Annotated in this window: 5 protein-coding genes; 1 reads left to right on the forward strand and 4 read right to left on the reverse strand. The window is 61.5% G+C overall.

What is annotated here, in order from left to right; translation table 11 throughout:
- Positions 1–76 precede the first annotated feature (76 nt).
- Positions 77–448 (reverse strand): 30S ribosomal protein S12, encoded by a 372-nt coding sequence (gene rpsL / locus RO009_18605; protein MDT3687047.1) that lies wholly within the window; start codon positions 446–448, stop codon positions 77–79.
- Between the two features lie 462 nt (positions 449–910).
- Complete coding sequence (gene guaD, locus RO009_18610) at positions 911–2,242, reverse strand: guanine deaminase (GenBank protein ID MDT3687048.1); 1,332 nt, start codon at positions 2,240–2,242, stop codon at positions 911–913.
- Positions 2,243–2,616: 374 nt separating this feature from the next.
- On the opposite strand from guaD, the gene RO009_18615 reads away from it, so the two are divergent.
- The gene (locus RO009_18615; protein MDT3687049.1) at positions 2,617–3,990 is read left to right on the forward strand and encodes a hypothetical protein; all 1,374 of its coding nucleotides are present in this window, start codon (positions 2,617–2,619) and stop codon (positions 3,988–3,990) included.
- Positions 3,991–4,050: 60 nt separating this feature from the next.
- Here RO009_18615 and rpoC read toward each other — a convergent pair whose 3' ends face one another.
- Together rpoC and rpoB are read right to left on the reverse strand one after the other, a co-directional pair.
- Positions 4,051–8,253 (reverse strand): DNA-directed RNA polymerase subunit beta', encoded by a 4,203-nt coding sequence (gene rpoC / locus RO009_18620; GenBank protein MDT3687050.1) that lies wholly within the window; start codon positions 8,251–8,253, stop codon positions 4,051–4,053.
- Positions 8,254–8,363: 110 nt separating this feature from the next.
- The gene (rpoB, locus tag RO009_18625; protein ID MDT3687051.1) at positions 8,364–12,482 is read right to left on the reverse strand and encodes a DNA-directed RNA polymerase subunit beta; all 4,119 of its coding nucleotides are present in this window, start codon (positions 12,480–12,482) and stop codon (positions 8,364–8,366) included.
- Positions 12,483–12,780: the final 298 nt, after the last annotated feature.

Below are 12,780 nucleotides of genomic sequence, written 5' to 3' on the forward strand. Positions count from 1 at the left end.
CTCTATCTCTCTGCTTTTGCCTCGGCGATCCCGGATGTCGCTGCGCTCGCCCGGGATAACCTTCGCTTTGCTCCGGTTACTTCGGACGCTTGGCGCCGTATTTCGAACGGCGCTGCTTGCGGTTCTTGACGCCCTGCGTGTCGAGCACGCCGCGGATGATGTGGTAGCGGACGCCCGGAAGGTCCTTCACGCGGCCGCCACGGATCATCACCACTGAGTGTTCCTGCAGGTTATGACCCTCACCCGGGATGTAGCCGATGACCTCGAAACCGTTGGTCAGACGCACCTTGGCGACCTTGCGCAGCGCCGAGTTCGGCTTCTTCGGGGTCGTCGTGTAAACGCGCGTGCACACGCCACGTTTCTGCGGCGCGGACTTCAAAGCCGGCACGGCGTTGCGGTAGACCGGTTTTTCGCGACCCTTGCGGATCAACTGGTTAATCGTCGGCATTCGCTCAAGCCTTCACTGTCAACGTCTGGGGCGGACGCCCCGGCCGGCGCACGTTTCCACGCGCAAAACGAAATCGCGCCATCCGCTCCGGCGTTTGCGGAATGACGCTTGCGTTCCAGAGGACCCCGTCCGCCCAAAAGCGGCGAGGTCGTGAATCCTGCATTTCTGACACTTAAGTCAGCGGCAGCGTTTGAGGCTCATTCGTCGAGGCGAGGTGCCGTCCTGAAAAGCCGAAAGAGATTTAAGTCTCAATGACTTAGCGTGTCCGGGGATGCCGTGCCGACGAGGCGAAACTCACCGCCTGCCGAGAGTGGGCCGTATGTATCGGCCCGATTCCTGCAAGTCAAGGAGGATTGGCCGAAAAAGCGGCTCTTTCCGGCCCTCTACGTCATATTCCGCGCTTTCCCGATCCACCTTCAGCCTGTCATTCCCCCTGGCTTTCGGCCGGTCCTTTCGAGGCCGTCACCTTCCCGGATAGGCGAACATGTCCGGCCGGTCGCGAACATAGACCGCCTCACCCGCGACATAGGTGGCGCGCACGGCCCGGTCGTCCCCAAGGGTCATCAGCACGAATAGCTGCTCCAATACATTGCGGCAGAAGCCGCTGCGGAAATCGAGCAACGGCGTCGCCTTGAGATCCAGCACCACCAGATCCGCCTCGTATCCCGGCTGGATCGAACCGATGATATTGTCGAGATATAGCGCCTCCGCCCCGCCCCGCGTCGCCAGATAGAAAGCATGCGCGGCTGACAGCCGGGTGTCGTTCAGCGCCGCCACCTTGTAGGCCTCATTCAACGTCGCGAGTTGGGAGAAACTGGTCCCTGCCCCGATATCGGTCCCGAGCCCGAGGCGGACCGGACGGCTTTTCTTCTTCGCATCAAAGGCGCGAAACAGGCCGCTCCCCAGGAACAAATTCGACGTCGGACAATGCGCCAGCGCCGACCCGGTCTGATGGCATTGCGCGAAATCCTCCTCGTTCACGTGAACGGCATGACCGAAGATTGCCCGCGGTCCGGTCAGTTTCGCCCGATGATAGACATCGAGATAACTCGCGCTGTCCGGGAACAGCGTCTGCACCCAGGCGATTTCGTCCCTGGTTTCGCAGAGATGCGTCTGCATATAGGTGCCCGGATGTTCGTTCCAGAGAAGCCCGGCGGCGTCGAGTTGCGCCTCGCTGCAGGAACCTGCAAAGCGCGGCGTGATCGCATAAAGCTGGCGGCCCTTGTTGTGCCATTTCTCGATCAGCGCCTTCGACTCCGCATAGCCGCTTTCGGCGGTGTCGCGTAAAGCCTCCGGTGCGTTGCGGTCCATCAGCACCTTGCCGGCGATCATGCGGGTGTTGAAGCGCGCGGATTCCTCGAAGAAGGCATCAACCGATTGCGGATGCACGGTGCAATAGACGGCGGCCGTCGTCGTGCCGGCGCGCAGCAACTCGCGCAGGAAGACATGCGCAACCTTGCCGGCATGCGTCCTGTCGCTGAATTTCTGCTCAGTGATGTAGGTGTATTTTTCCAGCCATTCCAAGAGATGCGCACCAAAGGAGGCGATCATCTCGGTCTGCGGATAATGCACATGCGTGTCGATGAAGCCTGGCAAGATCAGCGCATTTTCGAAATGCGATACCGGCACTCCCGCGGGCGCCTGCACGGTAGCCGCATCTGCGATTGACGCGATGCGGCCCTCCTCAATCACGATCAGCGCGTCGGGATAATAAGTGTAACTGCCAGCCGGATCAGTCAGGAACGGGTCGCTGCGGAAGGTGAGCGCGGCCGCGCGCAGGGCGTGTCTTGTCATTGCTGGTGCAGTTCAATTCGCATGGGCACAAGGCGGCGCCGCAAAATCTGCGCGTTTCCAACTTGCCGGAAGGTCTCCTGACGAAGCAACATTCCTGCCTCTTTCAACTCCCCTCTCACCCACTCCCATGCGCAAGTTGGATGTTGCCGACTGTCGCTTCTTGAATAGTGGCTCAAGCGCCGCCACTTGCAAAGATTGCCGTGGCAATTCTTGAGCCTTTCTTAAGCATGTCTCACCAACCCCTTCGCTTCTCGCGTCTCGCAGGCTACGGTTCTTGAATTCTCAGAGGAACTCAGCACGTGCGCATCATGCGCCTTTCCTAATGAGCGCTCACGAGCTGTCGCATAAAGTTGCCAGCGCAGGGAGTGCCGGCGATGCGCGTTCGAACCGACATCTGGAATCAACTCGGCGGCAACACGGCAGGCAGCGGGTTCCGCCTCGTCAACAGTACAGTCGCCAATGCCTGGAAATGGGAATTTGGCAGCATCGGTGAATGCGGTACGCGAAGCCCCGTCATCGGGCCTGACGGAACGATCTTCGTCGGCAACGGCGGTGGCGAATTGATCGCGATTCAGCCCACTGGCTACGCAAAATGGAGAATCACTATCGGCGGCCCCGCGCTCGGCGTGCAAACCCCAGCGGTGGCAGACGATGGAGTGATCTATTGCGTTTGCACGCCGCCGCCGACTGTCACTGACCATCGAACCTCCGGCGAGCGGGGTCTGCCGAGTTTTGTCGTCGCAGTGCTGTCTGATGGAACAGTGCGCTGGCGCGTGCCGATCCGATCCCTCCCCGACCTGTACGGGAGCGCACACGGCGTTTTTCTGGGTGCACCCCGCGTTGTCTCGGGACCGCAAGGGGTTGCCAGAATCGTCTTCGTGCTGCGCTACGAACTGATGGTGCAGTATCCCGAGATCGGCGGTGTGGGGCCGTCATTCGTGCTTGCACTGGCGATCGTGGACGAGCGAGGGCGCTTTCTCCTGTTCAACCGTTATGAGGAACAGAAGCTCTTTGTTGATGCACATGGGGGCGGCGGCTTTGGCGACATCTTCGGCGCATCTCTCGGAGATGCGCCGGAACACGGGCTGGCGAAAGGTGCGCAGCCCTGCCTCGACACGCCCGTCGTTTTCGGATCATTTCCAGCGCGGGAGCCTTGGACGATCGTCGCACATGGACAACAGGGGCTCTACAAGTTTTCCTGGAGCGAAGCGGAAGGTGCGCTCACGCGCGCGCCAGAACTCTTTCCGCTTGCGAAGTCGTATCCCGCACCGGCCGCGTTTCCAAACGGGCTGATGACCGGCGGCAGCGTCAATTCGGCTACTCTGATCGATCCTGAGACGCTGACGCGGCATGTTCCGCAAGCAACTTCCCTTGGTGGCCGGAGCACAGTGGCCGGGGGTCTGCGGCAGATGTATTTCGTCGTTCGGTCCGGCACCCTTCTGGCAGTGGATTCCAACGGCAGCATCTGGATGCGGCGCAACCTCAGAGGCGCCAGCGTCGCATTCCCGGCGGTTTCAGCAAACCACGTGCACGTCTCAACAACGGAAGGGCTCGAGACATTCTCGCTCGATCTGGAGCCTGTAGCCTTCCGAAAAAATGGGTTGGCCGGCTATTCCTCGCCCGCCATCGGACCGGACGGCACCGTTTACATCATCGGCGGACAACGCCTCTTCGCAGTCTTCGATGCAAATACCCCGCCATCACCAAGAGTAAGAGATCACCGATCGCCGGGGAGCAATCACATCTAGTCCAGCAAAAAGGCCGCCCATTGCACCGGGCGGCCTTTTCGATGTCGTAGCCTGCGGCTGCTATTCGGCCGCCGGCAGAGCAGGCGTAAGCTGTCCGGCCTTCGCGGCATCCTTCTCGCGCTCGTCGAGAATGAGCTTGTCGCGCTTGCCGGCAACCTCGCGCAGCTGGTTCATGACCGAACCCGTTCCCGCCGGGATGAGACGGCCGACGATGACATTCTCCTTGAGGCCGTCGAGCGTGTCCGACTTGCCATTGACGGCCGCTTCGGTGAGCACGCGCGTAGTCTCCTGGAACGACGCCGCCGAGATGAACGAGCGGGTCTGCAGCGAGGCCTTGGTGATGCCGAGCAGTACCGGGTGACCGGTGGCCGGCTTCTTGCCCTCGGCAATCGCCGTGGCGTTGATCTCATCGAGTTCGACCTTGTCCATCTGGTCGCCGTTGATGAGATCGGTCTCACCGACATCGTCGATCTCGACCTTCTGCAGCATCTGACGAACGATCACCTCGATGTGCTTGTCGTTGATCAACACACCCTGCAACCGGTAGACCTCCTGGATTTCGTTGACCAGGTAGGCGGCGAGTTCCTCGACGCCCTTGATCGCCAGAATGTCGTGCGGGGCCGGATTGCCGTCGACGATGTAATCGCCCTTCTCGATCACGTCGCCATCCTGCAGATGGATGTGCTTGCCCTTCGGAATGAGGTATTCCGCCGGCTCGACATCCTTCTCGGTCGGCTCGATCGAGATCCGCCGCTTGTTCTTGTAGTCGCGGCCGAAGCGGACGGTGCCGGTGATTTCCGCGATGACCGCGGATTCCTTCGGACGCCGCGCTTCGAAGAGCTCCGCAACACGCGGCAGACCGCCGGTGATGTCGCGCGTCTTGGCGCTTTCGGTCGGGATACGGGCAATGATGTCGCCCGCCTTGACCTGGGCGCCGGTGTCCACCGACAAGATCGCGTCGATCGCCAGCGCGTAACGGGCATCGCCGCCGCGCGCCAGTTTCAGGATCTTGCCGTCCTTATCCTTGATCACGATCGAGGGACGCAGATCAGCAGCCCGGCTCGACGTGCGCCAGTCGGTGACCACGCGCTTCGTGATACCAGTGGATTCGTCCTGCGTTTCCGCGACCGACTGGCCTTCGACCAGATCCTCGAAATCGACGACGCCGTCGACCTCGGTGATGATCGGACGGGTATAGGGATCCCACTCCGCCAGACGCTGGCCGCGCTTGACCTTGTCGCCCTCCTCGACGCGCAGGCGCGCGCCGTAAGGCAGACGATGGGTCGCCCGCTCGGTGCCGTCGGGATCGACGACCGCCAGCGTGACGCTGCGGCTCATCACCACGAGATCGCCTTCCGAGTTCTTCGCCGTCGGCTTGAGCTGCTTGTCCTTGGACTTGAGCTTGATCGTGCCTTCGAAGTTCGACTCGATGAAGGACTGCTCATTGATCTGCGCCGCGCCGCCGATGTGGAAAGTGCGCATCGTGAGCTGGGTGCCCGGCTCACCGATCGACTGCGCCGCGATGACGCCGACCGCCTCGCCCATATTGACCGGTGTGCCGCGGGCAAGATCGCGCCCGTAGCAAGCGCAGCAGACGCCGGTGGGCGTTTCGCAGGTGAGCACCGAACGGATGCGCACTTCCTGCACACCCGCCTTGGTGATCGCGTCGACTTCCTTCTCTTCAAGCAAGGTGCCCTTCTTGGCGATGACCTTGCCGCTGGAAGCATCCTTCACGTCCTCGGCCGTGGTGCGGCCCAGAATACGGCTGCCGAGCGAGGCCACGACAGTGCCTGCATCGATGATGGCGCGCACCTTGATGCCGTTCTTGGTGCCGCAATCTTCTGTCGTGATGATGCAGTCCTGCGCGACGTCGACCAGACGCCGCGTCAGATAACCCGAGTTCGCGGTCTTCAAGGCGGTGTCGGCCAGACCCTTGCGGGCGCCGTGGGTCGAGTTGAAGTACTCGAGCACGGTCAGGCCTTCCTTGAAGTTCGAAATGATCGGGCTCTCGATGATCGAGCCGTCCGGCTTCGCCATCAGCCCGCGCATGCCCGCGAGCTGACGCATCTGGGCGGGCGAGCCGCGCGCGCCGGAGTGAGCCATCATGTAGATGGAGTTGACCTGGGCTTCCTGGCCGTCCGCCATCTTCTTCGGCTGCGAGATCTCGCGCATCATCTCTTCGGCGATCTGCTCGGAGCATTTGGACCAGGCGTCGACGACCTTGTTGTACTTCTCGCCCTGGGTGATCAGACCGTCGTTGTATTGCTGCTCGAACTCTTTGGCGAGTTCGCGCGTCTTGTCGACGATGCCCCACTTCTTCTGCGGCACCACCATGTCGTCCTTGCCGAACGAGATGCCGGCCTTGAAGGCGTGGTGGAAGCCGAGCGCCATGACGCGGTCACAGAAAATGACCGTGTCCTTCTGACCGCAATGGCGGTAGACGGTGTCGATCATGTTCGAGATTTCGCGCTTGGTCATCAGCTTGTTGACGACGTCGAAGGACACCTTCGACGACTTCGGCAGCACCTGCCCGAGAAGCACCCGGCCAGGCGTCGTGTCATAAAGCTTCGAGACGGGCTTGCCGTCCGCGTCCTCGCCGACCCAGCGATACTTGATCTTGGAATGCAGCGTGACGACTTTCTGCGACAGCGCATGCTCGATCTCGGCGATGTTGCCGAACAGCTTACCCTCGCCCGGCTGCCCTTCGCTGAACAGCGACAGATAGTACAGACCGAGGACGATATCCTGCGACGGCACGATGATCGGCTGACCATTGGCCGGATGCAGGATGTTGTTGGTCGACATCATCAAGACGCGGGCTTCGAGCTGCGCTTCCAGTGACAACGGAACGTGCACGGCCATCTGGTCGCCGTCGAAGTCGGCGTTGAAGGCGGCGCAAACCAGCGGATGCAGCTGGATCGCCTTGCCCTCGATCAGCACCGGCTCGAAAGCCTGGATGCCAAGACGGTGCAAGGTCGGCGCGCGGTTGAGCAGCACCGGATGCTCGCGAATGACTTCGTCGAGGATATCCCAGACTTCAGGCTTCTCCTTCTCGACGAGCTTCTTCGCCTGCTTCACGGTGGTGGACAGGCCCTTGGCGTCGAGCCGCGAATAGATGAACGGCTTGAACAGTTCGAGCGCCATCTTCTTCGGCAGGCCGCACTGGTGCAGCTTGAGCTCGGGGCCCACCACGATCACCGAGCGGCCGGAATAGTCGACGCGCTTGCCGAGCAGGTTCTGGCGGAACCGGCCCTGCTTGCCCTTGAGCATATCGGCGAGCGACTTCAGCGGCCGCTTGTTGGCGCCGGTGATGACGCGGCCGCGGCGGCCGTTGTCGAACAGAGCATCGACCGCTTCCTGCAGCATGCGCTTCTCGTTGCGGATGATGATGTCCGGCGCACGCAGTTCGATCAGCCGCTTCAGGCGGTTGTTGCGGTTGATGACACGGCGATAGAGATCGTTCAGGTCGGAGGTCGCGAAGCGACCGCCGTCAAGCGGAACCAGCGGACGCAGATCCGGCGGAATGACCGGAACATGCGTCAGGATCATCCATTCCGGCTTGTTGCCGGACTGGATGAAGGCCTCAATCAGCTTCAGACGCTTGGCGAGCTTCTTCGGCTTCAGCTCAGATGTCGATTCCGCGATCTCGACACGCAGGTCGGCAGCGAGCTTCTCCAGGTCCATCGCCTTGAGCATCTCGCGGATCGCTTCCGCGCCGATCGCCGCAGTGAAGCTGTCGGCGCCGTATTCTTCCTGCGCCTTCAAGTAATCGTCTTCGGACAGCAACTGACGATCCTGCAGCGGGGTCAGGCCCGGCTCCAGCACGACGTAATATTCAAAGTACAGAATCCGCTCGAGGTCTTTCAAAGTCATGTCGAGCAGCAAACCAATGCGGCTCGGCAGCGACTTCAGGAACCAGATGTGAGCGACGGGCGCGGCGAGCTCGATATGGCCCATGCGCTCGCGCCGCACGCGCGACAGAGTGACCTCGACCGAGCATTTCTCGCAGATGATGCCCTTGTACTTCATGCGCTTGTACTTGCCGCACAAGCACTCGTAGTCCTTGATCGGGCCGAAGATGCGCGCGCAGAACAGGCCGTCGCGCTCCGGCTTGAAGGTGCGGTAGTTGATGGTTTCCGGCTTTTTGATTTCGCCGTAGGACCAGGACAGAATCTTTTCCGGGCTCGCGATCGAAATCCGGATCTGGTCGAAGACCTGAGCCGGCGCCTGCGCGCTGAACAGATTCATGATTTCTTGGTTCATCGTCGTCTCCTCGACCGGCGGGCCAGGTCCTTTGAAAATCTTGCCCTGTGGTCGTCTATCGGTTTCGCAGTGACCGGGACGGCGCCTTCGCCGTCCCGTCTCGTTCGCGATTACTCGGCCGCTTCCGGCAACTCGCCCGGACGCTGCTGCTTGGAATTGTGCAAGTCGACATTGAGGCCGAGCGAGCGCATTTCCTTGACCAGCACGTTGAAGCTTTCCGGGATACCTGCTTCGAAGGTGTCGTCGCCGCGCACGATCGCCTCGTAGACCTTGGTGCGGCCGGCGACGTCGTCGGACTTCACCGTCAGCATTTCCTGCAGGGTATACGCGGCTCCATAAGCCTCGAGCGCCCAAACCTCCATTTCGCCGAAGCGCTGGCCGCCGAACTGCGCCTTGCCGCCCAGCGGCTGCTGGGTGACGAGCGAGTACGGGCCGATCGAGCGGGCGTGGATCTTGTCGTCCACGAGGTGGTGCAGCTTGAGCATGTAGATGTAGCCCACCGTCACCTTGCGGTCGAACTGCTCGCCGGTGCGCCCATCGAAGACGACGGACTGGCCGGAATGATCCATTCCGGCAAGGTCGAGCATCTGCTCGATGTCGGCTTCCTTGGCGCCGTCGAAGACCGGCGTCGCGATCGGCACACCGTGCTGGAGATTCTGGCCGAGTTCGATCAGACCCTCGTCGCTCAGCGACTTGATCGTCTCGTCCTCGCCGTAGATCTTCTTCAGCGTCTCCTTCAGCGGCTTGGTGTCGTGCTTGGCGCGATAGGCGTTCACCGCCTGGCCGATGCGCTTGCCAAGGCCCGCGCAGGCCCAGCCAAGATGCGTCTCAAGAATCTGACCGACATTCATGCGGCTCGGCACGCCGAGCGGATTGAGCACGATGTCGACCTGCTGGCCGTCGGCCAGGAACGGCATGTCCTCGACCGGAACGATCTTGGACACCACGCCCTTGTTGCCGTGCCGGCCGGCCATCTTGTCGCCGGGCTGGATCTTGCGCTTCACCGCGACGAAGACCTTGACCATCTTCATCACGCCGGGCGGCAATTCGTCACCGCGCTGTAGCTTCTCCACCTTGTCGAGGAAACGCTGTTCAAGCCCCTTCTTCGACTCGTCGTATTGCTTGCGGATCGCCTCGATCTCCGACATCAGCTTGTCGTTGGGCGAGGCGAACTGCCACCATTGCGAGCGCGGATATTCATCCAGTATCGCGCGGGTGATCTTGGTGTCCTTCTTGAAGCCCTTCGGACCGGCAATGCCCTGACGGCCTTCCAGCATTTCAGCCAGACGGCCATAGACGTTGCGATCGAGGATCGCCTGTTCGTCGTCACGGTCTTTCGCGAGGCGTTCGATCTCCTCGCGCTCGATCGCGAGCGCACGCTCATCCTTGTCGACGCCGTGACGGTTGAACACGCGCACTTCCACGACCGTGCCCTGCACGCCGGGCGGCACCCGCAGTGAGGTGTCGCGCACGTCCGAGGCCTTCTCGCCGAAAATGGCGCGCAGAAGCTTCTCTTCCGGCGTCATCGGGCTTTCGCCCTTCGGCGTGATCTTGCCGCAGAGGATGTCGCCGGCACGGACTTCCGCGCCGATATAGACGATGCCCGCTTCGTCGAGATTCTTCAGCGCCTCTTCGGAGACGTTCGGAATGTCGCGGGTGATTTCCTCCGGTCCAAGCTTGGTGTCGCGGGCAGAGACTTCGAACTCCTCGATATGGATCGAGGTGAAGACGTCGTCGCTCACGATCCGCTCGGAGAGCAGGATCGAGTCCTCAAAATTGTAGCCGTTCCACGGCATGAACGCGACGAGCACGTTCCTTCCGAGCGCCAGCTCGCCGAGTTCGGTCGAGGGACCGTCGGCAATGATGTCGCCCTTCTTCACGTGATCGCCCACCTTCACCAGCGGACGCTGGTTGATGCAGGTATTCTGGTTGGAGCGCTGGAACTTCATCAGACGGTAGATGTCGACGCCGGACTTGGTCGGGTCGAGATCTTCCGTCGCGCGGATGACGATACGGGTCGCGTCGATCTGGTCGACGATGCCGGTGCGGCGGGCGCCGATCGCGGCACCCGAGTCGCGCGCCACCACGCCTTCCATGCCTGTACCGACGAATGGCGCCTCGGCGCGGACCAGCGGCACCGCTTGGCGCTGCATGTTCGAACCCATAAGCGCGCGGTTGGCGTCGTCGTTCTCAAGGAACGGAATGAGCGCCGCCGCCACCGAAACGAGCTGTTTCGGCGACACGTCCATGTAGTCCACCTTGTCGCGCGGAACCGGCAGCACGTCGCCGGCGTGACGGCAGACGATGAAGTCTTCCGTGAAGCGGCCCTTGCTGTCGATCGGCACGTTCGCCTGCGCGACGGTGTAGCGCGCCTCTTCCATCGCCGAGAGGTAGACCACCTCGTCGGTGACGCGGCCGTCCTTCACCTTGCGATAAGGCGTTTCCACGAAGCCGTATTTGTTCACCCGCGCATAGGTCGCGAGCGAGTTGATCAGACCGATATTCGGACCTTCCGGGGTCTCGATCGGGCAGATGCGGCCGTAATGCGTCGGATGCACGTCGCGCACCTCGAAGCCGGCGCGCTCGCGGGTGAGACCACCAGGTCCGAGCGCCGAGAGACGCCGCTTGTGCGTGATCTCGGAGAGCGGATTGGTCTGGTCCATGAACTGCGAGAGCTGCGAGGAGCCAAAGAACTCGCGCACGGCGGCGGCCGCCGGCTTGGCGTTGATCAGGTCCTGCGGCATGACGGTGTCGATGTCGACCGACGACATGCGCTCCTTGATCGCGCGCTCCATGCGCAAGAGGCCGATGCGGTACTGGTTCTCCATCAGCTCGCCGACCGAACGGACGCGGCGGTTGCCGAGATTGTCGATGTCGTCGATCTCGCCCTTGCCGTCACGCAGGTCGACCAGCGTCTTCACCACAGCGAGGATGTCTTCCTTGCGGAGGATGCGGGTCGTGTCCGGCGCGTCGAGGTCGAGACGCATGTTCATCTTCACGCGACCGACGGCCGAGAGATCGTAGCGGTCGGCATCGAAGAACAGCGACTGGAACATTGCCTGCGCGGTGTCGAGCGTGGGCGGCTCGCCCGGACGCATCACGCGGTAGATGTCGAACAGCGCGTCTTCACGCGTCATGTTCTTGTCGACCGACAGCGTGTTGCGGATATAGGCGCCGACATTGATGTGGTCGATGTCGAGAATCGGCAGCTCTTTCAGGCCGATCTCGTTGATCGTCTCCAGCGTTTTCTCGGTGATCTCTTCGCCGGCTTCGATATAGATTTCGCCGGTCTTCGGATTGACCAGGTCCTCGCCGATATAATGACCGAGCAATTCCTCATCGGCCATGCGCAACGCCTTGAGGCCCTTCTCGGCGAGCTGGCGGGCCTGACGCACGGTGATCTTTTTGCCGGCCTCGACCACCACCTTGCCGGTGTCGGCGTCGACCAGATCGTTGATCGCCTTGTAGCCCTTCATCCGGTCGGAATTGAACGGCACGCGCCAGCCATCCTTCGCGCGCTTGTAGGAGATCGTGTCGTAGAAGGTCTTGAGGATTTCCTCTGCATCCATGCCGAGCGCGTAGAGCAGCGAGGTCACCGGGATTTTGCGGCGACGATCGATGCGCGCATGCACGATGTCCTTGGCGTCGAACTCGATGTCGAGCCAGGAGCCGCGATACGGAATGATGCGAGCAGCAAACAACAGCTTGCCGGACGAATGCGTCTTGCCCTTGTCGTGATCGAAGAACACGCCGGGTGAGCGATGCATCTGCGAAACGATGACGCGCTCAGTGCCGTTGACGATGAAGGTGCCGTTATTCGTCATGAGCGGGATGTCGCCCATGTAAACGTCCTGCTCCTTGATGTCCTTCACCGATTTGGCGCCGGTTTCCTCATCGACATCGAAGACGATCAGGCGCAGCGTCACCTTCAGCGGCGCTGCGTAGGTCATGCCGCGCTGGCGGCATTCATCGACGTCGTATTTCGGCGCTTCAAATTCGTATTTGACGAATTCGAGCATGGACGAGCCGGAGAAATCCGAAATCGGGAACACCGACTTGAAGACAGCCTGCAGACCCTCGTCGGGGCGGCCGCCTTCCGGCTCCTGCACCAGGAGGAATTGGTCATAGGATGCCTTCTGAACCTCAATGAGGTTCGGCATCTCCGCCACTTCCTGAATTTTTCCGAAAAACTTTCTTACGCGCTTGCGACCGGTGAATGTCTGCGCCATCGTGTCCTTCTCTCGCCTGCCTGTTGCGACAGCCGGGACGACTCTCCGAAAGGCCGCCATCATCGCGACCATCAGGACAGGCGTCGGGGATGCCTGCTTCTAGATGATTCGGGTCAGCCCGAACCGCAGCCTCAGTCTTTCAACTCGTCATGGTCGGCCTTGTATCAAAAGTCGGGTTTACCCGACTTTTGCACTTGGCCTTGACCAATTCAGGCAAGCCTGAATTGGTTGCCATCCACGTCTTGATAGCGATCCCCGGGTCGCGCAAAGCGCGCCCGGGGATTTCGCTTAAGTAACC

The organism is Pseudorhodoplanes sp. (assembly GCA_032027085.1).
Lineage (GTDB): Bacteria > Pseudomonadota > Alphaproteobacteria > Rhizobiales > Xanthobacteraceae > Pseudorhodoplanes.